The 23,680-nt window shown below is 36.1% G+C and carries 25 protein-coding genes; 4 read left to right on the top strand and 21 right to left on the bottom strand.

Annotated elements, in window-relative coordinates:
• Nucleotides 1-108: 108 nt before the first annotated feature.
• Nucleotides 109-981, top strand: coding sequence for an AraC family transcriptional regulator (locus OVA33_RS12045; RefSeq protein WP_017418189.1), 873 nt, complete (start codon nt 109-111; stop codon nt 979-981).
• A gap of 98 nt (nt 982-1,079) precedes the next feature.
• Here OVA33_RS12045 and OVA33_RS12040 read toward each other — a convergent pair whose 3' ends face one another.
• Nucleotides 1,080-1,979 (bottom strand): LysR family transcriptional regulator, encoded by a 900-nt coding sequence (locus OVA33_RS12040; RefSeq protein ID WP_063636719.1) that lies wholly within the window; start codon nt 1,977-1,979, stop codon nt 1,080-1,082.
• Between the two features lie 130 nt (nt 1,980-2,109).
• On the opposite strand from OVA33_RS12040, the gene OVA33_RS12035 reads away from it, so the two are divergent.
• Nucleotides 2,110-3,366: an APC family permease gene (locus OVA33_RS12035; RefSeq protein ID WP_071181860.1), complete on the top strand. Its 1,257-nt coding sequence runs from the start codon at nt 2,110-2,112 to the stop codon at nt 3,364-3,366.
• Between the two features lie 499 nt (nt 3,367-3,865).
• On the opposite strand, the gene psiE is transcribed toward OVA33_RS12035, so the two are convergent.
• From psiE to yrkP, 3 genes are read right to left on the bottom strand one after another with little or no spacing between them, the layout of a single operon-like run.
• Nucleotides 3,866-4,282 (bottom strand): phosphate-starvation-inducible protein PsiE, encoded by a 417-nt coding sequence (gene psiE, locus OVA33_RS12030; RefSeq protein ID WP_012118039.1) that lies wholly within the window; start codon nt 4,280-4,282, stop codon nt 3,866-3,868.
• A gap of 45 nt (nt 4,283-4,327) precedes the next feature.
• Complete coding sequence (yrkQ, locus tag OVA33_RS12025; protein WP_021494348.1) at nt 4,328-5,626, bottom strand: two-component system sensor histidine kinase YrkQ; 1,299 nt, start codon at nt 5,624-5,626, stop codon at nt 4,328-4,330.
• Nucleotides 5,613-6,308: a two-component response regulator YrkP gene (gene yrkP, locus OVA33_RS12020; protein WP_022552925.1), complete on the bottom strand. Its 696-nt coding sequence runs from the start codon at nt 6,306-6,308 to the stop codon at nt 5,613-5,615. Before yrkP ends, yrkQ begins: the two co-directional genes overlap by 14 nt.
• 267 nt (nt 6,309-6,575) lie before the next feature.
• On the opposite strand from yrkP, the gene OVA33_RS12015 reads away from it, so the two are divergent.
• The gene (locus OVA33_RS12015) at nt 6,576-7,793 is read left to right on the top strand and encodes a DUF418 domain-containing protein (RefSeq protein ID WP_063636720.1); all 1,218 of its coding nucleotides are present in this window, start codon (nt 6,576-6,578) and stop codon (nt 7,791-7,793) included.
• 357 nt (nt 7,794-8,150) lie between these two features.
• Nucleotides 8,151-8,708: a GNAT family N-acetyltransferase gene (locus OVA33_RS12010; protein WP_128974109.1), complete on the top strand. Its 558-nt coding sequence runs from the start codon at nt 8,151-8,153 to the stop codon at nt 8,706-8,708.
• A 475-nt stretch (nt 8,709-9,183) separates the two neighbouring features.
• Here the strand turns inward: OVA33_RS12010 and OVA33_RS12005 are convergent, their stop codons facing one another.
• The 17 genes from OVA33_RS12005 to OVA33_RS11930 all read right to left on the bottom strand — a co-directional run bounded on the left by OVA33_RS12005 (nt 9,184) and on the right by OVA33_RS11930 (nt 23,664).
• Nucleotides 9,184-9,720, bottom strand: a complete 537-nt coding sequence (locus tag OVA33_RS12005; RefSeq protein ID WP_014305463.1) for an ATP-binding protein — start codon at nt 9,718-9,720, stop codon at nt 9,184-9,186.
• Between the two features lie 159 nt (nt 9,721-9,879).
• Nucleotides 9,880-10,098, bottom strand: coding sequence for a hypothetical protein (locus OVA33_RS12000; RefSeq protein ID WP_063636810.1), 219 nt, complete (start codon nt 10,096-10,098; stop codon nt 9,880-9,882).
• 98 nt (nt 10,099-10,196) lie between these two features.
• On the bottom strand, nt 10,197-11,573 hold the full coding sequence (gene tet, locus OVA33_RS11995; RefSeq protein WP_128974110.1) for a Tet(L)/Tet(K)/Tet(45) family tetracycline efflux MFS transporter: 1,377 nt from the start codon (nt 11,571-11,573) through the stop codon (nt 10,197-10,199).
• A gap of 33 nt (nt 11,574-11,606) precedes the next feature.
• The gene (locus tag OVA33_RS20695; protein ID WP_134816631.1) at nt 11,607-11,669 is read right to left on the bottom strand and encodes a tetracycline resistance efflux system leader peptide; all 63 of its coding nucleotides are present in this window, start codon (nt 11,667-11,669) and stop codon (nt 11,607-11,609) included.
• Nucleotides 11,670-12,092: 423 nt separating this feature from the next.
• Nucleotides 12,093-12,776, bottom strand: coding sequence for a hypothetical protein (locus tag OVA33_RS11990; protein WP_061860734.1), 684 nt, complete (start codon nt 12,774-12,776; stop codon nt 12,093-12,095).
• Between the two features lie 201 nt (nt 12,777-12,977).
• A complete protein-coding gene (locus OVA33_RS11985) occupies nt 12,978-13,100 on the bottom strand; it encodes a hypothetical protein (RefSeq protein WP_260654643.1) in 123 nt (40 codons plus the stop codon).
• A 225-nt stretch (nt 13,101-13,325) separates the two neighbouring features.
• Complete coding sequence (locus OVA33_RS11980; protein ID WP_046559892.1) at nt 13,326-13,799, bottom strand: SMI1/KNR4 family protein; 474 nt, start codon at nt 13,797-13,799, stop codon at nt 13,326-13,328.
• Nucleotides 13,800-13,820: 21 nt separating this feature from the next.
• The gene (locus OVA33_RS11975) at nt 13,821-15,749 is read right to left on the bottom strand and encodes a T7SS effector LXG polymorphic toxin (RefSeq protein WP_063636723.1); all 1,929 of its coding nucleotides are present in this window, start codon (nt 15,747-15,749) and stop codon (nt 13,821-13,823) included.
• A 466-nt stretch (nt 15,750-16,215) separates the two neighbouring features.
• Nucleotides 16,216-16,800 carry a DUF6037 family protein gene (locus OVA33_RS11970; RefSeq protein ID WP_061860737.1) on the bottom strand — a complete coding sequence of 195 codons (585 nt, stop codon included), beginning with the start codon at nt 16,798-16,800 and terminating at the stop codon, nt 16,216-16,218.
• Between the two features lie 179 nt (nt 16,801-16,979).
• Entirely contained in the window at nt 16,980-18,017 is a 1,038-nt protein-coding gene (locus OVA33_RS11965; protein WP_063636724.1) for a hypothetical protein, read from the bottom strand.
• Nucleotides 18,004-18,537, bottom strand: coding sequence for a hypothetical protein (locus tag OVA33_RS11960; RefSeq protein ID WP_061860739.1), 534 nt, complete (start codon nt 18,535-18,537; stop codon nt 18,004-18,006). Before OVA33_RS11960 ends, OVA33_RS11965 begins: the two co-directional genes overlap by 14 nt.
• Nucleotides 18,538-18,557: 20 nt before the next feature.
• A complete protein-coding gene (locus OVA33_RS11955) occupies nt 18,558-19,775 on the bottom strand; it encodes a hypothetical protein (RefSeq protein ID WP_061860740.1) in 1,218 nt (405 codons plus the stop codon).
• 686 nt (nt 19,776-20,461) lie between these two features.
• The gene (locus OVA33_RS11950; protein ID WP_061860741.1) at nt 20,462-20,938 is read right to left on the bottom strand and encodes a hypothetical protein; all 477 of its coding nucleotides are present in this window, start codon (nt 20,936-20,938) and stop codon (nt 20,462-20,464) included.
• A gap of 14 nt (nt 20,939-20,952) precedes the next feature.
• Nucleotides 20,953-21,474, bottom strand: coding sequence for a streptothricin N-acetyltransferase SatA (gene satA, locus OVA33_RS11945; protein WP_033574159.1), 522 nt, complete (start codon nt 21,472-21,474; stop codon nt 20,953-20,955).
• Nucleotides 21,475-21,635: 161 nt separating this feature from the next.
• Entirely contained in the window at nt 21,636-22,136 is a 501-nt protein-coding gene (locus tag OVA33_RS11940; protein WP_007408241.1) for a DinB family protein, read from the bottom strand.
• 218 nt (nt 22,137-22,354) lie between these two features.
• The gene (locus tag OVA33_RS11935; protein WP_077392153.1) at nt 22,355-22,687 is read right to left on the bottom strand and encodes a DUF2651 family protein; all 333 of its coding nucleotides are present in this window, start codon (nt 22,685-22,687) and stop codon (nt 22,355-22,357) included.
• 173 nt (nt 22,688-22,860) lie between these two features.
• On the bottom strand, nt 22,861-23,664 hold the full coding sequence (locus OVA33_RS11930) for an HAD-IIB family hydrolase (protein WP_128974111.1): 804 nt from the start codon (nt 23,662-23,664) through the stop codon (nt 22,861-22,863).
• Nucleotides 23,665-23,680 lie beyond the last annotated feature (16 nt).

Below are 23,680 nucleotides of genomic sequence, written 5' to 3'. Positions count from 1 at the left end.
GTGAATAACTTAATTTATTACATATAAGTTATCCTGCAAAACTGTGCACGAAATGTCGGGTAGATACATTTCGCTCTTGTTATTCTTTTGTTAAAGGAGGTCAAATAAATGGATTCGCTTAAAAGGATGAACAGCGCATTAACGTATATTGAAGAAAACCTCACGAACGATATTGATTTCAAAGAAGCAGCAAGGCTTGCTTTCTGCTCTGAATATCATTTTAAAAGGATGTTTTCCTTCCTTACAGGTATTTCATTATCGGAATATATTCGCCGCAGACGTCTTACTCTTGCAGCTTTTGAACTTAAAGACAGCCGCGTAAAGGTGATTGATCTTGCGATAAAATACGGTTATCACTCACCAGATTCTTTTGCACGAGCATTTCAAAATCTGCATGGCATAAGACCATCAGAAGCTAAACATAATGGCCATTCACTTAAAGCTTATCCGCGAATGACCTTCCAGTTATCAATCAAAGGAGGAAATGAAATGAACTATCGCATTGAAGAGAAAGAGGCATTTCGCATCGTCGGCATTAAAAAAAGAGTCCCTATTTTGTTTAAAGGCGTGAATCCTGACATTGCATCGATGTGGGAAAGTTTAGATGAAGCAGCAATCAATCAACTAAAAGAGCTTTCTAATGTAGCGCCTGTAGGACTCATTAGTGCATCCACGAACTTTTCTGAAGGCCGGACAGAGGAAAACGGAGAGCTTGATCACTATATTGGCGCAGCCACAACGAAACATTGCCCAAATCACCTATCACAGCTTGAAGTCCCTGCCTCAACATGGGCTGTATTCGAAGCAGCCGGATCATTTCCGGATGCACTGCAGGAAGTATGGGGGCGGATTTATTCCGAATGGTTTCCATCGTCACATTATGAACAAATTGAAGGCCCGGAAATCCTGTGGAACGAGCATAAAGATGTAACATCGCCATCTTTTAAAAGTGAAATTTGGATCCCCATTTCAAAAAAGTAATATATCTTACAATGAAATTAGAGGAATTGAAGGTTTTAAGGGAGGGGTCTCATCCCCTCCTCTTTTTGCACCGACTCGAAAACTTTAATGAGCATCGACTATAAAGTCTGAGTTCTTTCCCATAAGTCCGCATATTTTTTTACGATATTTATAAATTCAGCCATCGCTAAGGAATGCCATCTTTTTTTATGATAAGCCACCTGCGTTAAAATACGTGTTTCATCCAAAATCAATCCACTTAATTTGTTTTCTTTCAACTCTTTTTGTACAGTGATCAACGGTAATAACGAAATTCCTAATCCGCACATCACACACTGCTTAATTGCCTCAACACTCCAGAATTCAAAGGTATTCTCCGAAACCAGTCCTTGGTGTTTCATATACTCTTCAAAGTAAGTACGGTAGCTGCACCCATGTTCTGTATATAAAATCACTTCATCAGATGAAAGATAAAAATCATCAAATGGAATATTTTTTAACTGATGATGTTCAGGGAATATCAATATCATTGGCTCAGTTATCAGTTTTTCTATATATAAATCAGCTTCCTCTTGTTCGTACCCCAAAAGAAACGCTAAATCCACCTTCCCATTTCGGAGATCATTTTTTAATTCCCAGCATGTCGATGATTTTAATGTTATTTTCACTTTAGGAAAGAGCTTTTTGAATTCGTGAATAATTGGAGGTAAACGGTAAACCGTTAAAGATTCCGGAGCACCAATAACGAGAGTACCGATCGGTTCATCGTTTGATTGTATTTGTTTTACTTTTTCGGAAATCCTGATCATTTCGTTTGCATAAGGAAACAAAAGTTCCCCCGCTTCAGTTAACAGCATTTTCTTCCCAAAACGATTAAATAACGGTTTTCCTATTTCTTGCTCAATATCTTTAATATGTGAAGTTATGGTCGATTGGGCATAACCCAAATATTCAGCTGCCTTTGTAAATCCTCCCTTTTCCACAATTGTTATAAATGTTTTTAAGTGCCGTATTTCCATCATGTCTCCCCCTTTGAACATCACTAATTCCGATGGAAAAGTTCATATATATCTATTTTACCGATGAAAGGAAACAACTTACAATTGGAATATGATCGTAAAACACGTTTAGGAAAGGATGGAATGTAAAGTGAGAGAAAGAAAACTCGGCCCCGTACTTTTAAGCGGATTAATTGTTGGTCCTATCTTAGGATCGGGAATTATATTGCTTCCACCAATCATTTATGGTAAGACTGGAGATTATGCCATATTAGCATGGTTTATGATGATGATCATTAGTTTTCTATTTGCTTCATTGTTTGGAAAATTGAGTGTTTTATTTCCGAATGAATCTGGTGTTGCGCATACAGTCGAACTTGCATTTGGACAACATATAAAACAATTAACTTCTGTATTTTTTATTATTGCGGGCAGTGTGGGGCCAGTTGCCGTTCTCATGACAGCCAGTCAATATCTAAAGGCTTTGTTCAAAAGTAATGGTTGGCCACTAGAGACATATGGAATCATTCTGATGATGATTTGTTTATTCGTTCTATTATTGAATATCTCTTCTATAGGAAAAGTGTCATTTATGTTCTCCACAATTGCCACAGTAGTATTGTTAAGTGGAGGAATTAGTTCAATCCCCTTTATGAGGGATAAAGCTTTTATTAAAACACCATTTCATCTTGATGATTTTGGTTATAGTATTCTATTACTTTTTTGGGCTCTAGTAGGTTGGGAAATTATAGGGAATTATAGTTTGGATGTCAAAAATAGAAAAAGAACGATTCCCCAAGCAATAGTAATAAGCTCAGTGGTCATCACAACGGTTTGTATCGTTGTAGCTGCTTCTTATCAATGGATTAATTTACATCAGGCACACACATTAACGATTATTTTAATTCCATTGCTTGGAACGTTTGCTTCACCAACAATGGCTTTCATCACAACAATATTATGTATGAGCACATATTTATTGGTTACTGGCGGAGTATCACGTCTAATAGCCTCAGAGAATAAAAAAATAACCTTGATTTCTTTCCGCTCCAAAACAAACATACCAATTGGAGCCCTAGGCTTATTAACATTAATTCATGCTATCGTTTTTATTCTTTTATTTATAAACTTCATTAATGTTGAACAAATTGTCGGCATAGCAAATGCTTTCTTTATTAGTAATGCGATTTGCGGTATTTTGTCTGCATATAAACTGCTACCTGGTAAGTTCTCAAAGAGTTTATCATTAATGCTTATTATCAGCTTTTTGATTATCCTTTCTTTCTCATCAATATGGATTTTATTAATGATTGCCCTTATAACTGCTTTTTATTTGATCCGACATTTTATTTGGATGCGTCAATTAAAGAAATCCGCTACTAATTCTCAAGACAAATTACGGTTTTAAGAATTTCTCACCCAAGCTTGGAGTGTATAAACAAAAACGGGAGATTTTACAGTTCGTATAGGACATAGTTATTTCTTTTACAATGATTACTTACAGACACCTTCCGCTCATTTACATCATTTTATATTCATTTCGGCCAGAAAAAGGGCACTGTTTTCAGTCTGTCCAAGTAAAAAAGGAAGGGGTTTTCCCTTCCTTTAGTCCTAACTTGATCTCCTGCCATTTTGAAACCAACATTTGAAGCACTGTCTGCATCAACAAAGTGAGTAAAAGGTTAGATGCTACTTGATTCATACTGTCTGTCAATGAAATTCGACTAATCATTATTTATTAAGAATTTTAATCTCTTCCTTGTAAAATAAAGAAGCAATCTCATTTCCAGACAGTTCATGTCATGTCCTTGGGACAAGTACCGATATCAATTTTTTTATTCTGTTCCAGCTCTCATTCACAATTAGGGACATTTTAGTGGCGTATCGGTATAAAGTGAACTAATTTATTAATGTTCAACAACAGAATTTCGTCTATTGACAATAAAGAATGCACAAATCATTGCAAGAATGGCCATCGCCCACCAGAACGTTGAGATCGCCTGATCATGATCGATGATAATCAAACGAATGACAGCCGTGATGCCAATATAAATAAAGTAGCGAAGCGGGAAATGAAAGTCTGATTTGAAGTATTTGATAATCAAAGCAATGAACTCAAAGTACATGAAGAATATAAGCAGTTCCCCAAGCATCTCATAATAGCTGTCCACTTTGTTGAACAGTGACTTGTATACGAATTGCACGATGTACCATGTCTCGCTGATCAGAAGTCCGCTTAAGGCTATCGCCAGGAAGAACAGACAGACATTGAGAAGCGCTTGTAACAGGTAAGGCGCCTTTTTAAAATTGTTGGAAAATCTCATCTTGTTGTCTCCTATTACAATATTTTCGTCGTTTTGATTCGCAGCCTACATCTTTCTGTTCCAAAATCGCAGCACGATGCAGTACTTGGAATTCTTTTGTATACTGTGAAACTGCCCCTGCATGCGGGACATCATTCGCGCAATGCTTCTTTCACCGAGTCCGTTGCTGTCCGGTGTTACATCCGCAAGTTTAATCGTATTGCTAACATGAATCTCAAATATTTCTTGATCCGATATAAACGTGATGCTGATTTCTTCTTCCGGATCTGCGTATTTAAATAAGTTTGACAACACATTATCAAATACACGCCCAAGCTCCTCCAAATTCACGTTAATATAGGTTTCCGGCAGCTCGCCTGAAATATGGACCCGGAAATGCTCCTGATGAAGGATAGCAATCTGATCTGATATTAGATCGTAGATCACTTCTTTCACTGCAACGGTCTCCAGATCGGCCTCATATTCCTTGTCCAGCAGGAAATACGCAAACAGATTGTCAGACAAGCTTTTTAATTGCAGTGCTTTACCATAAGCATTGGCTACATACCGATCTTTGCTGGAACCCGCTTCGCCTCCCTCTTTTTTGGCAAACTCCAGATTCATGATCAGCGACGTCAGCGGTGTGCGCATATCGTGCGACATTTCGGTAACCAGGCTGCGGCTCTCAGCTTGCAATTCCTCGATAGCTTTAAGTTTATCCAGGAAAGCTTTCCGCAGATCCTCAATGCTCTTTGCAATCATCGCTAATTCATCATGCCCTTTTATCGTCATCTCGTAGTCCAGCTGGCCCCCTTCAAGAATATGAATCTCTTGGTGAAGCGTTTTAAGGTAGCGAAGACTTTGGCGAATGCCCAAGAGAACAATGATTAAAAAGATGAGGGTTGCACCGAGCAAATCCAAAGTAAAGGCCAGATCATAATATCGGGAAGAGTAGAAACCGTCGATAATGACTCGTCCTTCACCATCGCTGAACTTGACCGGATGTGAATGATTTTGAGCATACTGAGTCAGCTTTTCCTTTCCATAATCCGATTCAGAATAAACGGAATCATATTGCAGCTCCTGATCCTTGAATATGGTGAGGTTAATATAATTTTCTTTTTTGACCCACTCGCCAAACGCTTTTCTATCCGATGTAGACAACTCATTTTCTGAAACGTACTGACTGAATTTTTGAATGTATCTCGCTGACTCCTTGTGGTAATACTCATCCGAACTCAGGTATCCCTCGATCAGATCATCTGTGATCTTTTGCAACGTCAGAAAGATCACACCGCTCACAATCGCAGCAACCATGATCAGCAAAGCCAGTTTTTTGGTTAGCGTAAATTTACGATGCGCCAAATCGATATCCTCTTCCCCATTCAGTTTTTATATAAACCGGACGTGCCGGATCATCCTCAATTTTGGAGCGCAGCTTCCGAATATGCACCATCACCGTATTGTTGGAACAGTAAAAGTAAGGCTGTCCCCACACACTCTCATATATATTTTGAGCAGAAAATATTTTGTTGCGTTTGCTCATCAGCAGTTTCAGGATACGATATTCCAGATCTGACAGCTTGATTTGCTGCTCCTCTTTCCAAACCTCATTAAATTCTTCGCTCACTCTCAGTTTGCCCCCGATAAGAAATGTTTCTTCCTGTTCCTTCTTTTCCTGATAGATTGTATATCTGCGTAATTGAGCAATCACTCTGGCGTGAAGTTCCTCTTCCGAGAAGGGTTTAGTCATATAATCATCGCCGCCGGCGAGTAATCCCTCAGTTTTATCGAGTGTACTCGATCTGGCCGTCAGAAACAGAATTGGAACGTTAGAGGTTTTCCTGATGTGCTGACAGGTTTCGATTCCCGAAATGCCTGGCATCATAATATCCAAAATAACCAAATCGAGCGAATCATTCACAAGTTGCAATGCTCGCTGCCCATCCTTGGCTCTTAGCACCTCGTATCCTGCACGCGTAAGGGATTCCTCCAAAAGATCACCAATATCATGATCATCCTCTACGACTAATATTCGATGGGTCATGCCTCTTTCACCTCATGATTCTTGATGTTATTTCTCGTGTGACCTTACTATATATCATTCATAAGTAACACGTACGTTATAAGATACTACGTAAATCTTAACAGTTTATGAAAGCTGATGTTCGCCACAAATTTGTCACATTTTCTAAAAAAATGATGAACCTTCATAAATTGTTAAGATTCTGTCTTTATATTTATCCATTGTAAGGCTCAAGTTTTTCAGATCCGCACTGCACATTGCAATGATAAATGGAAAAGGAGTATTGATATGATTGTACAAAACGAAGGACGCGGGCAACCGGTAAGTCTGCGGGAACGGGTTCATTTTCTGGACATCGTACGTGGATTTGCCTTGCTTGGCATTATTATTGTCAACTATTTCCTGATCGTAGATTCAGTAAAGGGATTCGAAATGGCCTCCGATGACGTACTGCACAATCTGGTTTCCTGGTTTGCCGAAGGGAAATTCGTTACATTATTCTCCTTCTTGTTCGGAGTTGGGTTTATGATCTTTATGGATCGAGCCGCGCAGAAGGTAGATAGTCCCAACAAGCTGTTTGCCCGTAGGTTATCTATCCTGTTGGGATTTGGCATTTTGCACATCACATTTGTTTGGGTCGGTGACATATTGACCTTTTACGCCGTAAGCGGCTTCCTGTTACTCGCCTTCTATAAACGCACGGCCAAAACGGTGCTTAGATGGATTATCGCACTTATCGTGTTTCAATTCCTGACCCCTGTTTTCACAATGTTGTACAATGTCATCAATACTGCAGGGTCAAAAAACCCGAATTTTTCAGAGTTTACTTTGTTTAGCCACACAACCCTTACTTACATGGAATCCATCAGCACTCGGTGGACAGATATGGTCACGATGGCGGCTGGCTCTTTCTCTATGATCTATTCCATGTTTCTCATGTTTCTGCTGGGCGTGTACTTTGTTAAGATGGAATTTTTCAAAGACATGGAAGCGAAAAAGTTCATATGGAAGCGTATCTGGATCATTAGCACAATCGCTTTTCTAATAACACAAAGCAGTATATTACTAGACATGTTTAATCTTTCTGAGAATATGCTGTGGAAGGACATTTCCTCTGTCTTGGGTCAAAATGGCGGCTTAACCGGAAGTATGTTTTATATGAGCACTTTTGCAATGCTGTTTCTGTACGTTCCTCAGCTGCGAGGCCCTATGATGATATTCACCAAAGTCGGACGGATGTCATTGACCTGTTATCTGCTTCACTCTATCATTGGAACAGTTCTGTTCCTCAAGTACGGATTCGGGCTTGCCGATCATATTCAATCCGCCGGCACGTTCATGTTCAGTCTGGCCGTGTACTTCGTGCTTATGAGCTTTAGTACATTGTGGTTGAAACGGTTTAAGTACGGTCCGATGGAATTGATATGGCGCAAGCTGACGTACGGCAAAGTAAACGGGAGTCCCAAAGCAACTCCGCTGCATTCTAAAAAATCAATTCAGAAATAACCCCTTTGCACAGATTGCATAACTTCAAATTAGTTGTTGACTGAAGTGGGTATTAAACTTTTATATTATTTAGTGCTTCTTTGGGCTAACTCCGACAGAAAATTCACCAGAGTTTACTCAATGTGCATAGCTCGTGATCGAATCTAAAATGAATCTTTTGCGCATGCCTATAGCCAAGGGCAACACATTCGACTATTTTATGCGATTTGCTATAGGAAAAATTTGAGAATAATGACTAAACCCTTGCAGCAAGTATTTTAACGCCAAAATTACCGCGGAAGAAAAAGCGGCAGAGCAGCTGGAATGTTTTACTGAACGACTGAACTCGTTATTTCAGCAACTGAAGGAGTGACAATCATGAAAACAAAAAAGGAACCAAAAGTTATTCTGGAACCAGCAAAGGAATCTGATCTGCCAGAATTCCAAAAAAAATTACAAGAAGCCTTTGCGATCGCCGTGATTGAAATGTTCGGTGATTGCGAAGATGGACCGATTCCATCGGACAATGATGTTCAGGAGTCTTTCGACGCTCCCGGAGCAGTCGTTTATCATATTCTTCGGGATGGTAAGAAGGTAGGTGGTGCAGTAGTACGTATCAACAGCGAAACACATCATAATTCGCTTGATTTATTCTATGTATCTCCAGAACATCACAGCCAGGGGATTGGTCTTTCTGCTTGGAAAGCCATAGAAGCACAGTATCCGGATACTGTGCTTTGGGAAACCGTGACACCTTATTTTGAAAAGCGAAATATCAACTTCTATGTGAATAAGTGCGGATTCCATATCGTAGAGTTCTACAATGAACATCACTCTGATCCGCATATGCATCGCAATGGACGCGAAGATGACAAGCCCCTGCCGGATGATGATGACTTTTTCAGATTTGTAAAGGTTATGAAAAAAAAGGACTAAACAATTGAACACTGCGATATGCCGCAGTGAATTGCCGGTAACTTTTTTTAAAGATATTTGTTTGGATCGAAAAAATTCTAAGTTAACCAATAATTCCCCATGTTTACAGAGTTGATTAATAAACGATACGAGGGATAAACGAATAAAGCCTTCCCCTTCTTTTTGAGGAGAAAGTATTAAAAGGCGGAAAGCCCTTCTCGTTATGAGAGGGCTTTAATTCGGTGTGAAAATGAAATGGATAATAAATATAAACAAAGAAATAATTAATTAGGTGATGAACGATTTATACGAATTTTAGAGAAATACTCCAACGGAGAACTTAACGAATAACAAATCACTTCTCTTTTGTGGGATGCTGCCGAAAATAAATCACTTCACAACAGACAAACTGAAAGCGGTATAAAAAAACAGCTCCGTTAAAATGGCCGGAACTGTCTTTGACTTTTGGATTTTGCAGTTATCTCCATCCGTCAGTTTAATTAGAATTCAGATAATCCAAGACACGATCAACTCTTTCATTGACTGAGTAATCTCCTTCAATTTTTAACAATGGACAAGATAAATCTGCCATCCAATGTTCGTGTAAAGCTTTGCTTCTAACTTCCATTCCGGCATGATCATATAAAGAAGCCCACTCTAAAAATGTTTTTGATTGTTCATATTTACTGCCGCCGGCTAACACTTCGTTTCCATAACGCTGAAATTCCCTATGCCTTAATCTCTCAAGCCGTATATCCTGCGGAATCCATAAGAAGATGACAAGGTCAAAATAACTTTTTAGATCATCGCCCCAGCGGCACACTGCGCCAGAAAGAATCCATTTCTCATTTATTGTCAAGTCTTTTTTAAGTAACTTTCTTCTTTCAGGGATTTCTCTTTTTTTAGTGAATTTATCTGTCCAATAGTAATCATCAGTATCAAGATGCGTATGCGGCAAATGCTTTGATAATGCAACACCCAATGTTGACGTTCCGACACCAGAGGCTCCCAATATGTGAATCTTATTTTTCATACTTCCCCCTCCTTATGAAGCAACCAAACTCCCTGTTGCATAAGGTACTTACTATTATTTTGACATAAATCCCCAAAAACCTTTACTTTGCCAGGGGAATCCAGATGCGGTTAAAACCATACCGCTTACGAACTTCATGGTCATTTTCAAACAGAATGATTAACTTTCTCTCCGGCCTATTTTAATATCCTCATACACTTTTTCAAAAGTCTCGATTGGCAGTGAAAACTTGGTTGTTTTCTCGTTACGGTGATTGATCACGATCTCAATTTGATTATTTTTTTGTTCAAACTCAATAAGTGCGTTCTCCCATTTATCTCTGATTGAAATGATACAATTTCCATTTTTCTTTTCCTTTTTCTTATAAATGTAATTCACTTTAACGCCCCTTTCATTGATCGGCAAAAGGTTTCGGAATAAGGAAGCTCCTCAAAAAAAGGATCAAAACTTTTATCAAGTTTGATCCTTTTCCCTTTTTAGTCATTTCTTTGCGAACGTTTATAGACATTCACGGTTACCAGCCAGCTCATAACAACGATTCCTGCAAAAAGAATGAGCATATTACTGTACAAATAAGCGGAATGATCATCGTTAACAGGCAGCAGCCTTTGATTCAGCAAGCGGATCGATAATAAACCGCCTGCAATCGAAATACCCGTTCCCTCTGATAAAAAGCTCGTAAAATTAAGCAGACTCATTCCGGCGCCGGCTTCCTTTTGTTTCAAACTGCCAGACACAATTGTAGATATAACCGTTTTTGTGAAGGAGAGCCCCCCAAAAACAAAAACGATGATAACGGTCATGAGCCAAGGTGCCGCATCTATGAAAAAGGCAGCGATTAAAAAGCTGGAAGACATCAATACAATCCCAATGGTCAGCACATACAAAGAACCTTTCCGATCAACAAGCAATCCTCCAATGTAACCGAAGATGATGACGCTCATTGTCCCGGGGAACATAATCCCGCTTCCAATTGCCGCAGTACTTAAATGGTGAACATCTTTCATCATATAAGGAACCATAGACACAAATCCTGCAGCAGTGCCGAATATCAGGCCTCCGCAAAGGACGCCCATCATAAACAAAACATTTTTCCCCAGTGCAGGGTCAACAAAGGGATCTTGAGTTTTCCTAATATGTCTCACAAATATCAGGAAAGCTAGAATACTGATGATCAGAAAAGATAGTCTATATGACGTTGTAAACAGCAGAAAAAATACGATGCCTGCAGACATTAATATAATCCCCGTCATATCAAAGCGCCCGCTGACTCTTTCTTCCTTTTCCAGCAGTTTCATCAGGAATGGAACGGTGATAACTGTTGCTGTCGGAATAAGCAGCAAATATGACCAGTGAATATAATGAGCAATCATTCCGCCAATAGCTGGTCCGACACCTTCCCCCATTGCCACCAGCGAACCGATCAGACCAAATGCTTTACCCCTGTTTTCTTTCGGAATATAGCGTACTACTGCAACCATCACAAGAGCCGGGAATGCGGCTGCACCAGCCCCTTGAATAAATCGGGCCAGAATGAGTACAGGAAAGAAAGAGTGTCCGACAAATCCAATGATCGATCCGAAGCCATTTACCATAATTCCAAATAGGAGCAGTTTTTTGATGCCCAGCTGATCTGATAACTTCCCATACAGAGCAGTTCCGATGGAAAAGGTTAACATAAAGGCCGTGTTCACCCAGTTTGCACTCGCCGGCAGTTTATGAAAATCGTTGGCGATATCAGGTAACGAGACGTTCAAAACCATTTCATTTAATACGCTGAAAAATGACAGAACACAAAGCCAAATGAACACTTGGTTGTGCCGTAAAGCTGACTGTGAATAAGGCGTATTCACAAATTTCCCTCCATTAATGAGGGCAGACGCAGTTTATAGGGCCATTGATACGCTTCCCTCTTTTAATTGTACCCTGTTCATTTTTTTGCACTTCATACATAACTCCCCCTGCATTGATTGATATACCTTATTATATACAGATTAAGGTATATAACAATATGGCTCGTGTGCGGAAAAAGAAAATTCCTCAATGCGATTTTGAATACATTAGAACATACACCCGCTATATGAGCAAGATGATGAAACATCAAATACTGTTATATTTTTATATTAAAACACCTTAAAACACCTCAGAACACTACTCACCCTTACTCTGACAAGGGATAAAGGCACTTGTTACACACGATACTGCATCCGTTCAGGATTTGTAATATTCTTTAGGTTATTGTTATACGCTAATAATTATATCATCATAGTTCAAAACCCAATCACTTTAATAAAGTTAACCAAAAGCTCTCAATAAATGATTTTATCTTATGATTTAAAAAGGCGCCTTTATTAATGATCATGCATGTTCACTCACAACTCTTCACTAATTCCCAAAATCACTTCAACTTCTTTAATATGATCTAATTCATAGAACATAAAAAACTCAGCTTCTAACCGATTTGGACATTTCATTAAAATCTCTAAACGGTCAGAAAAATGAACACAAGAGATTATTCTCCAATTCATAGCTCTCATCTTCCGCAATTGCTTATAATCCTCTTGAAATTTTTCCTCTCGTTTTAATTTCTTTTCGTATATTTCATCTATTAAATTAAAGTTTTTATTTGTGTTGGAAACATTAATTCTTCTTATGAAAAGAGCAATAAAAACACATAACAAAATACCTAAAGCAATATAAACATAAGTATCAATTATATGTTCAGAAATATTATCGAAATCCTTTTGCAACTCATTGGAATTCTCTAGTGGTTTCAAATCATTAATATTGTATTTTTTGAAAAGTAAACCTAATCCATAGTTAAAATATGAATTAAAATAAGAGTTCAAAAATAAAAATACTGGCACAATCGTTATTGTAATAATTGAAGCTTTTGTGGAAAAGTTGGCAGCTCTTTCGTATTTATCTTTGGCATAAAGTCGAAGATCTGCAACTTGACTAAGATTTAATTTTTCAATTTCCTTTCTAAGTTTGGAAACATTCGTTGCTAATTTCAACTTAACTTTTGGATCTTCCAAATGTCTAATAATATGCATATAACCTTCTTGACTGAATAAATTTACTTCAACAATACAAGTGAACTCCGAACGAGTAATTCAAAAGTTCAAAAAACATCGTTTCAACTCTATCTTACTATGGCATCTAACCCCTATAATCAGTGAAGAGGTAAGTTTTATATCTCATGTTCGTTGTACATCTCTGATGAATAATCTTGAGTATATCGTCAGCAGCTTCCATTATAATTTTCTGTACGAGATAATTTTACTACCTCCACTTCCTTCTTCAATTGCTATTTGAATAATTAAGCTCTCAAACTCTGGAAAGTCGCCTTCAATTGGATAGGATTTAATTACAACCAAATAATTGTCTCCTCTCTATTAAAGACTACACTGTTAACTTTCAATTAATCCTTTCAAAAATTATTTCCAATTCCTAATTACCAAATTTTTAGCATCTATCCCATTTGAATTATTCTGCATCTGTTTCCCCCTTTTTTGATCTGCACTTTAAAAGCAGTTCTTCCAGATAAAGATTTCACCTTAATTAAAAAAGACGAGGATTTCTCCCCGCCTGAATTGCAATCTTTATTCGCCTAACATTTCGAGAAATTCAGCAAAATTATTTGCCACCGGATAAGTTACAGGAGCAAACTCTCCTGATTCTTCATGACTCCATACACACACTGCAGGTTCGTTCCTATTTGATCTATAATCCAAACAAACAAAATCACCTGCAAAGAGAACGGCGATTGGCAAAATCTCAACTCCAATTAAATCCTCATCTTCAATTATTCTCTCATCTAACTGTGACATGGTAGCCCCTATATCGTACCACTCGAGTTCATTTTCCCCAGTGACTTTTAAAATACATAGAAACCTATCAATAGCATAGTTATGCCCATTACATAAAAATTGGCTTTCTAAAGGTATTCCTCCACTATTTTGTTTAATAAAGGTTTTATAACTTTGAGGTAAGGTTATTCTCCATTTTCTTTCTTTTTCATCCAGCAGCTCGTCTGTTGGAAGTGGATTTATAATTGAATTTTCCTTCATATTCATAAGTCGTTACCTCCAAAATTTTTATCTTGGTGCATCTGCCCACATCCCTTTCGTTCTGCCTCCATTATGTATTGTAACATTATGAATGCCAAACGGGACTAACTCCATTATCCCAGGAAATTCAGTGTGATGCCAAGTCATGCCATCTCTGTGACCACCAATTGCTTTATCTAAATAATCAAATTGCACCTTATCAGAAGCATGCCACAATTCTTTTGGCAACGGAATTGTCTTTTCTACAACTTCAGCACCTTTGAAATCAGCAAACCCAAATGGCATCCCCTCTACTTTTGTTACTTTTATATTTGGGATTAACTGATTTGTAAGTGCTTTTTCTTTTATCAATTTCTTCTGCTTTCCTGTTAAATTTTCTCCACCTAAGATTGTATCATCCCACGACCATGGTTTATTAGAGTTTACTGTTTCTTTATATAATTGTGCATAGTCGTCTACTACATCATTAAAATGTTTATTTCCACTAATAAATTCTTCAATATTTTTTGTGTCTACTTTTTTCGCTAAGTCAGCTTTTTTAAGTCTATGCGCGGGCTTTTTAGTAACTTTTACACCAGTATTAGCACTTTTAGCCATCATCATCAATTTGTCTTTTAAACCTAAGCCGTCAACCGCATTATAAGGGACCTTTCCTATTCCTGCACCTGCTAACTGATGTTTTGAGGCATAAGGAAGCCACTCTGCTAAAGATATATCTTTAACCGTTTGTCCGGCCTTGGTCACACTAGTTTTTACTGCTACCTTTGTAGTCGCTACTCCTGTTTTGGTTATAGATCCAGCACCTTTTGTTCCAAATATTGAAGTTACAACAGTCCCTACAGCATAGGAAACCCAATGTGCTCTAGAATATGAATCTCCATTTACCATATCTCGCTCATACGAGTCGGATATGGATTTTGCAATCATATTGTATGTATCAACAGGATGGATGACGGCCGTTACAACAGCTTCAATCGTACCTGCTGGATTGACCACCAAATCGTAGATGCCAGTGACAAAATCCTTCCCTACATCGTAAAGCCCAACCCCTACTCCTTTTGTAACGTTCCAGACCTGATTTCCTAATTCCTGTTGTGACTTTGCTTGAAGTAGTTGTCCATAGTAAAGTTTTTGATCAGACGTCAGGTTTTCATAACCGACTTCAGTTGCAATGTCGATATAATCATCTACTGATAAATCCCCTGGCTTGTCCAATTTAGCCTTTAATTCTTTGATTCTGCGTTTCTCTGCTTCTTCCTTTTTAATGCGTAAATATGTTTTCACTTCTGCATCAATATGTTTATGTGCTTTATATACTTCTGATTCATGAAACTTATTCGCATCATAATACATCGGTAGTGCTGATTTTCCTCTTCCTGTAGCAGCCATCAATGCAGAATAGAAAGATTTGATATGCTGCTCAATAGGTTCAGATTTGGCATATTCCATCACTAGTTCATGATCCAATTTATAAACAGCGTCTATTGTTTCTCTTCGGACTTTGTCAGCATCATTAAGTCGATCATTAACTGGCTCACTTGAAAACGGTGTTAAATGAATAATGTCGCTAATACCAGCAAATATTCCGGAAAGCTCCCGCTGTTGTTCGTCAATAATACTACGACTGTTTTTGATTCCCTGTTCTAATTGATTTTCGACAAAATGTTCATCAACAAATGTACCACCGGCAAGCCCCATATCTTCCAGCTTTCCTTCAATACTATTGAAAAAGACGATCTGCATCTCAGTGAAGTTCATATATGTTTCGGTGTACAATGCTAAATCGTTAAAAAAATCTTTAATATTATCTGCGCCTCGGCCAGTGAAATCATCACCCAGATTAGACACATCTTCTAATGATTTCTTTAAATCGGATAGTTCTTCACGAAGTTGTTGATATTCTTTGGAGCGTTGTTGTGAGGATGTAATAAGCGATTGTGCATCAAGGATTTTCATAAAAAGGCTCCTTATGAGTTATTCTGTAGGTTAAGAATATCATAAAAGGGAGAATATTCATTGAACTTTTCACCAAACCTTTAAAATATTTCAATTATATCGTCAACCACATTTCACCTAAAAAGAATTAAAGAAAGTCTTCTCTTAATGAATACAATACTGGCTTTAAAGGAGATACTCTTTTAAAGCCTAGACATTTATTGGACAGTGACTTTTCCATAAAAACAAAAAAATGTCTGCCTAATTTTCAAATTAATCTTTCCTATCCTTATATATCTTTTTTGCACTATTATATTCTCTTTTTTTCTTATTATATTAAAATGTTTTATGTTGGAGACGTGGTCATGATTGAAGGACTTGATTCATTTCAAGTCATCCTCTATATCTTAGTGAAGCTCAAATTGCATAAGATTAATAAAAATTTAAAAAGGCGAAGTTATCCTCGCCAATTGAATAGTCATTTTGATTAATTTTTAGGAATTTCCCTCGGCAATTTATCTGCATATTTAGGGTTGTCAGTCCATCCACTGCTTATATTTCGTTCTTTACATGTAAGATAAGCTTCTTCTCCAATCAACAATCTGGTTTTCTCTAAGTTTTCATGCGAGACATTTGATTTGATACCGTCATGAGGAATCCATTTATAAAAATAAACTTTATTTTCTTCTTCAACTATTTTTCGATAGGGAGCAATATCAGCTGGGACAACACGATTCTCATTTGATATATTATGAGGAACACGATCATTAACTAAATTAAGAAAAGCATTAGTGCTGAATTTGTTATTATCATCTTTTTTTATCCCTAATATCTCACATAATCGATAATACTTTTCTTTTTCTATGTAAGAGTTAATATTATATCCCTCTTTCACTTCAAATTCCAAATAAAAATTTACTCCTCTAGCTGCCAAAATCAATTTAAATGGAGACTTATCGATAAGGAATATACACTTGAAATGAGCTGATTTAAATCGAATATCAAATTTAGATCGATCAATATTTTTTCTTGTCATATCTTTACATAAAAAATTCAGATTTTTTAACTGCACACCTCTACACCCTTCTAATTTATTGTATGAATGAAGAGAGCAATTCAAAATGGGCCCTAAAAAAATAATCAGATGTTTACTAACTAGTGGTAGTCGACACTTAGTTGAAGGAAGAGAAAAAAACTTCTCAACATTTAATTACTTATTGTTATAGAAGATTCTTTTAAGCCATTTAAGGATTAATTAACCCCTTTTTCAGTATCATCCTCTCTTGATATTAACTTAATCATCTTTTTTTCCCTTAAATCGAATGGGTAAAGAGAATTTTTATTCTCTTTTAGAATCTTTTTTATTTCTGCGGGAATGGTATTAATATGTTTATATTCTGATATTTCAAACATCACAGAATGCCCCTTTGAATGTACAACATCAACATTGAAACAGACTATTTTCTTATCACATTTGAAGTATAATTCATCTTTGCCGTATTTGTCTTCTTTTAGTTTTTTAATAAAACCTTCCAGGTTGGAATTCTCAGAAGCAGTTCCAACGTATTCAGCACTTAAATAATTATCACTTGGTTGCAATATGAGGACTGTACTTTCATTCCCTATAACTTTTCTAAAAATTAAACTTGTATTAAAAAACTTTACACTTTCATTTATTGATACATTAATTATATTTTTATCAACAGAAAATTTCAGTATAAGATTATTTAACTTCTCAATAATTTCATGTATTTCAATATTCTTAAATTTGTTCAAAGTACTTGTAAAATTACCTAGTGTAAATTGATTTGAATTAAATTGTTTAAAATTATTAAATTTATTAAATGCAATTGGTATTAAATAAAATAAAGCCATCATTGTTAAAGTGATACTACTGATAATTAAAACATTCCCTATGCCCTTATATTTAGTCACTAAGTTAATTAGAACAATTCCCCATGGAATGAGCATAATCCATAAAATAAATTTAAAAAAAATCAATGTCTTTTTATAATTTTTACTATTTTTATAAAGATTCTGCAGTTTATTAATTTTTTGAATTACGTCTTTAACATTGTTATCAAAATTGTCATTAATTATTATATAATTTATTTCACTCCATAAAGTCTCCGCCCCGAAAACAATTTTTTCATTAAAAATTGTTATAATAATAACAAGAAGAGCTAATGTTGTAGCAATGATAGATGTAATACTTATTAAATAAGTAACCACTTCTGCATCAAGAGTAAAAAGGTTTTTAAAGAACACCACGATTTCACATATTGACATTATTTAATTCAACCATTTCTATAATTTTTTTAAATAATTTTTTCAGACAGTTTATTTCAAAATTCGAATTTGATGAAAAAGTGACTAGACCATTTGTGTAGACTTTACCACTTATCAAGTTACTGCAAAGAAATGTAAAGGTCAAACCGAATATTTCATCAACCTCATTAATATATAGATCCCCATAAGAACAGATGTGTTTTTTAACAGGAATCGGTAATAGTAGAATATTCAATTTGACGCTACGGTTAATTTCACTCAAAACTGTATCAAGTATCTGTGCTTGACTAGGATTATCCGTAAAAAGTATATAGTAATCCCCCAGAATCATAAATTTTATAATGTTCATTTTTCCGTATTTATAAGAAATAGACCAATGCAGTTCTCCCAATAACATATTGGAATTTGGCCATCTTATAGAATAGAATCTTGACTCTTTCATAAAAGAAAAATTATTTTTTTTACACTGTTCATTCAATGCACTTACAGAGACGATTATTACTGCCTCAGATACAAACATATTATCTTACCTTTCAAAGGTTATTCTATTGACCACTTATCCCTAAAATAAGTAATGATAATATTTTTTATCTCAGGATCATAACTTTCAGTATCAAAAGACTTTATCAGATCTGATTTTATTTCACTTAGTTGCACTACTGACTCATCCTCTTGGTAATCTTCGAGTGGAGTTAAAACCTTTTCTATACACTTTGCCCCTTCAACCTTTAACTCATCTCTATTTTCCGTTAACCTTATTATCTCTTCAAAGAGAGTTATAGCAAAATCTCTATTATGTATATTAGTGTATTCTGTGTCACTAAAAGTTATGTTGAAAATACTTTTAAAATCTATCTCTACTTGAACTTTAGCTCCGTTTATCTCATTTATAACCTTCATGAAATCAAATCGAAAGCTTATTATTTTGTCCATATTATAAATTCTTTTAATAGCATCTCTATCATTAAAAATGCGGTTTCCGTACATTTTGATGCCCTTAATATACTCAGCATTACTATTACTTAATTTTACCCTATCCACTCCATTTAAAGTGAATTCGAGCCTCGGTAAAGATTTGTATAATAGATAAAATGTTAATAAAGTGACATTGTCAAATACATCATGCTTTCTTCCTTTAGTTTTTTGCAAAATGTAAATGTGTTTAAATCTTATTAAAGAGAAATTATTTGTTATAAATTCTGTGAATTTATCGAAGATTCTTCTATAAATATTACCTGTCCCTATACATAATTTTTTTCTAGTTAAGAAAATTACAGAACAACTACCTTGATCTAAAGGAGTCACCCTTTCACCATCTCGATCAATAAAATACTGTTTATATTTTAATTCTATTGTTACTGAGTGATCCTGTTCATCGATTCTGATATCCTCTTTATTAAAATCAAACTCTTGATACTCAAAAGTATTGGTTTCTTCAAACATTTCTGTAAACATATCGTATAAGTTAGATTCCGAATCCACGCCTGAAAAGTTTGAAAAAAAGTATGGCGTCCCCCTTGTATACTTTTCATAAAAGATATCATAACAAATACTTAATACTTCTTCTTCTTGATCTCTATGATCTCTGCAAAACTCAATAATTTTTGTTAAAAGTCTTGTTGAATCCAAATCTCCATTAATTCTAATATTCATTTCATACTCATCATTTAAAAAAATTGCAAGTGAAAGTAACCGCTTTTGATAAGTTGTATCTCTTCTTCTTTCATCAAAGGCTTTTTTAAGTGACTCTATATTCATTGTTCTACCCCTATATCTTCAAACTCTAAAACCGCATTACCTAACCTGATCACTATATCTTTATTTTTAATTCATAAATAACAATCTCTATAACCTTTTATCGACATACGTTACAAATATTTAAATTATATCTAATAAATTCAAAAAAATCAATATTAATCTCAATACTGACCTTTATCAAGAGACGCTTTGTTTAATGAAGGTATTCACACTCTAACTCGAAGATGAAGAGGAAGAATAAGAGACGTTTGATGGCGAAGTTGTTTTAGTTGTGGGAATTACTAGCTTTTCACAAAATATAAAGTCTCCTGCACTCTAAAGAGTTAAGGGTACAGCAAAGCGTAACAAGGTGATGACTTTATCCAAAGGACAGCATTTAACTTTAGAAGATGCTCAGGCTACCGGTCAATCAAAATCTCGTATGGCGCTGATTACAGAAGTGATCTGATAACTCTCATTCTTTGATATATAGTTTTTTCCATCTTTTGCTTCTTCATTTGAAAAAGCAATTGACCTTCACTTCTTCATCAATTATTCTTATAAATGAATCAAAAAGTCCATCTATATTCTTACTACAGAGGTAAACCGTTTATATAACGGTTTCTGCGTCTTCAATAAGAAAAAGAGAGCGTGCACACCACTGCAGCTCCCTTTAATAAAACATTACTGTATACTTAAATGTTATATCACAATTTTGGCGAATAATTTTGTGGTTTTTTGTGATTTTCTTGTTGCAAAAACATCCAAAAAAAATTTTTAGACTTCTTAAAATGCTCTCCATGCCACCTATCCTCATTATCTGCAATATAGTCTAGCGCTTTCAACAAGACTCTAACAACCTCTTGCTTTGTCATCTTCATAAACTTTTTTTCAGCAATTTTTTTATCTCTGCTGGATTTAATCTTCCTGAAGTAGGCATCATCAACTTCAAGTATTCGATTCTTTTTGTCATTTAACCGTTTCTTTTTCCTATACGATATACTGTATTCCTGATAGTAACAATAAAGGTCAGTATTTGTTTTCACAGAGTTTGAATGAATTCCTTTACTTGTTGGATCTAGTTCCTTTGTTCGTTTACTTATACTCTGCCGGGTTACAGGCATTCCCTCTTTAACTAAGGAATCAATCGCTTTTTTTCCTAGTTGAAAGGTACGATCCCACATTTTAGGTTTCTGTTTTAAAATTTACAGTACCAAAAAACCGCAATTTCATTTGCTGTTGAAAAATTGGAATAAAGCATTGTATCGACCGCTCCTATGACAAAGTTATTTTTGGCATAAAAATGACAAGCTGAAACATTAATATCTTGTGTTTCAAGCATAAGACCGCATAAATGATTCTCCTTTGCCCACTCAATCGCTTTATGTAATAAAGCCGTCCCGACACCATTTTTTCTATAATCTTCTGCAACGGCAATGTCTTCAATCAGTGCGTATCCATTCCAATTAGAACGAAGCTTACTCCGGCCGACACAGTCGTTCTCTGCGTAATAAAAAAAGACAACTTTATCCTCTTCTTCAATATAACTGACATCAATGTCTTCATCGTCATATTTTTTGACATAAGGCTCAGCAAATTTCTCCTCTGTATATGTCCAAACATTGTCCTCAAATGAAGGGATGATTCTCCCTGAAACTACGAAAGGTTCGTTTGGTTTATTGAAGTCTTTCATATTGAATCGCGTCATTTTAGTTATCATCATAATCACCTTTCTGCATTTATTGACCTTAATTTACATCTATTGAACTGTTGATTCGTCTGCATGTCATGGATACCGGTTTAATCACTCTAAGACTAAAACAAAAAAGATACCAACATCGATTGGTATCATCTATTCATTCGAGCCCTTACAACAATATCCTATTTCGGAGCTTCCAAACCGAATTTAATCCATTCCTCTTTTGCCGGACCGTAAATACCCGGAACAGGTAAACCCGCTTGTCTCATAAGGACAGTCATTTGTCCTCGATGATGGTTTTGATGTTGAATTAAAAACATCAAAAGTGAACCATTTGGCAATTGCTGACCAATAAAGTTGACACATTCTTGAAGTGTATCGTCAGTCCATTGCGTTTTTAACGCCTGTACAAATGCATTACTGGCTTGATGATAACTCTCAGCAATAAACCGCGCCGATGCAGGAACAGGATAATCTTCGGCCGGAGCGTGAAACGTTAAATCTGTGTTTGAGGTAATGATGTGAATGGCAGCGACAGTATGCCAAGCAATACGGCCTAAAGTCCAATGTTCTGAAGTGATTTCTTGTTTAAGTGATTCATCAGTCAGATGATTCAGCAGTTTTTGTGTCGCATCGGCTTCGAATTCCCAAGATTTCAAAAAATGGTCTAAGGTTTGAAACATAAAAATCCTCCTTATCCTTTTTTATTTTTCTATGTATCTACAGTTCAATTATAGTGCTCCGTTTAGTTAAAAAAGAACAAAATGATAGACAGACATTTTCAACAGAAAGCCCGATCTGACAACAACAGACAAAAATATAAGAACATAACGGATAACTCTATACTTCTTTTTCTTCAATCGACAAAAAAAGGATAGCTGTTCAAACAGGGTTCTTCTGTCTAATATTTTTTCTTTGCGAAAGTCCATATCGTCTTAGTGATTGAACCGGAGACAAAACAGCTCCCCGTCATCATAGCCACCCAAATGAAAAATGTCGGTTCGGCGCCTATTACAATAAACATGAATATCAAGGACAAAATGAAGACAATAACAACCATCATCCATACTTTTTTAAAGATGAAATATCCTAAAATCCCTAACAGAAAAGAAGCTGCCGGAAGAAAAATAAGAATGATATACGCGGGGCTCAACAGCGGGCTAATACAAACACCTCCCAATTTCAAAACGAGGCAGTTCCGACTTTTTGTCTGATATGAAGTGATTTTTTTCATCTTGATATTACACCGCTTCATTCATTTTATACATATTATACCAATACCATCGAGTCAAATATAGATATTTATTCATTTTTAACATATTTTAGAAAAACCAGAAGTGAATTAAAGTCTGAGGATAGCCCGCTTTTTCTATCCCTAGTAAGCCCTGCCGCATTGATTTTAGCCCATCATTGTTTTTGCAGCGCTAATATTCTCAAAATCGTGTGCATGACGCTGCTTTCCTCATTTGATTTGATGACAAAGTGCGCCGCATCTTTTATTTCGTCAATGGCGTTCTTAACCGCAAAGCTGTAGGATGCCGCTTCCATCAATTCTTTGTCATTGCGGCCGTCTCCGAACGCCATTGTTTCATCAGCCGAAACCCCTAATAATCGCTGCAGTTCTTGTACTGTTGTTCCTTTATGTATTCCGATATTTGATATGTCCATCCAGGTATCCTCTGATGCTACGATATATAATTGGTGAAAAAATTCATGCAGCTTTTCTCTCGTTTCCGGACAGTTGGCGTCGGGGTCATGAACCGTAATCTTGATAAAATCGTCTTTTATCTCGGTAAAATCAGTTATTCTCGTTACATGTGCATAAGAGGCATTTACATATTTCATTTCACTTTCAGACAGATTTTCTTTTACGATCGCGCCATTTTTTGTGCATGCGATAATGCTATGCCCGCAGCTGATTTTTTCTAAAGCGCCTATAATTGACAGTCCCGCTTCATTGCTGATCAAAGATTCATATACGAATGTGCCGTTCTTTTTTATACGTGTGGCACTGTCTCCTAAAATCCAAAAATCTTTCGCATCTTCTCCGAATAAGGCTTCCACCCTTTCACACTGCTTCCCGGTGCAGAGGGCGAAAGCGACATGCTGTTCCTCCATTACTCGTTTTGTCTTTTCAAATAACGTTCTGTCAAAATCGCCTTGATTATTTAAAAATGTGCCGTCTAAATCCGTAATCACTAATTTAATCATCGTTCAGCACCTCCGC

The organism is Bacillus sp. KICET-1, assembly GCF_027721405.1.
Taxonomy (GTDB): domain Bacteria; phylum Bacillota; class Bacilli; order Bacillales; family Bacillaceae; genus Bacillus; species Bacillus velezensis.
Note: the sequence above shows the minus strand (reverse complement) of the source record. Positions and strands in the feature narration are given on the sequence as shown.

Excerpts from the sequence above, each read along its gene's own strand:
- OVA33_RS12045 (WP_017418189.1), top strand. The coding sequence starts at position 109 with ATGGATTCGCTTAAAAGGATGAACAGCGCATTAACGTATATTGAAGAA.
- OVA33_RS12040 (WP_063636719.1), bottom strand. The coding sequence starts at position 1,979 with ATGGAAATACGGCACTTAAAAACATTTATAACAATTGTGGAAAAGGGA.
- psiE (WP_012118039.1), bottom strand. The coding sequence starts at position 4,282 with ATGAGATTTTCCAACAATTTTAAAAAGGCGCCTTACCTGTTACAAGCG.
- yrkP (WP_022552925.1), bottom strand. The coding sequence starts at position 6,308 with ATGACCCATCGAATATTAGTCGTAGAGGATGATCATGATATTGGTGAT.
- OVA33_RS12015 (WP_063636720.1), top strand. The coding sequence starts at position 6,576 with ATGATTGTACAAAACGAAGGACGCGGGCAACCGGTAAGTCTGCGGGAA.
- OVA33_RS12010 (WP_128974109.1), top strand. The coding sequence starts at position 8,151 with ATGAAAACAAAAAAGGAACCAAAAGTTATTCTGGAACCAGCAAAGGAA.
- OVA33_RS12005 (WP_014305463.1), bottom strand. The coding sequence starts at position 9,720 with ATGAAAAATAAGATTCACATATTGGGAGCCTCTGGTGTCGGAACGTCA.
- OVA33_RS11990 (WP_061860734.1), bottom strand. The coding sequence starts at position 12,776 with ATGCATATTATTAGACATTTGGAAGATCCAAAAGTTAAGTTGAAATTA.
- OVA33_RS11980 (WP_046559892.1), bottom strand. The coding sequence starts at position 13,799 with ATGAATATGAAGGAAAATTCAATTATAAATCCACTTCCAACAGACGAG.
- OVA33_RS11975 (WP_063636723.1), bottom strand. The coding sequence starts at position 15,749 with ATGAAAATCCTTGATGCACAATCGCTTATTACATCCTCACAACAACGC.
- OVA33_RS11965 (WP_063636724.1), bottom strand. The coding sequence starts at position 18,017 with ATGTCAATATGTGAAATCGTGGTGTTCTTTAAAAACCTTTTTACTCTT.
- OVA33_RS11960 (WP_061860739.1), bottom strand. The coding sequence starts at position 18,537 with ATGTTTGTATCTGAGGCAGTAATAATCGTCTCTGTAAGTGCATTGAAT.
- OVA33_RS11955 (WP_061860740.1), bottom strand. The coding sequence starts at position 19,775 with ATGAATATAGAGTCACTTAAAAAAGCCTTTGATGAAAGAAGAAGAGAT.
- OVA33_RS11950 (WP_061860741.1), bottom strand. The coding sequence starts at position 20,938 with ATGTGGGATCGTACCTTTCAACTAGGAAAAAAAGCGATTGATTCCTTA.
- satA (WP_033574159.1), bottom strand. The coding sequence starts at position 21,474 with ATGATAACTAAAATGACGCGATTCAATATGAAAGACTTCAATAAACCA.
- OVA33_RS11940 (WP_007408241.1), bottom strand. The coding sequence starts at position 22,136 with ATGTTTCAAACCTTAGACCATTTTTTGAAATCTTGGGAATTCGAAGCC.
- OVA33_RS11935 (WP_077392153.1), bottom strand. The coding sequence starts at position 22,687 with ATGAAAAAAATCACTTCATATCAGACAAAAAGTCGGAACTGCCTCGTT.
- OVA33_RS11930 (WP_128974111.1), bottom strand. The coding sequence starts at position 23,664 with ATGATTAAATTAGTGATTACGGATTTAGACGGCACATTTTTAAATAAT.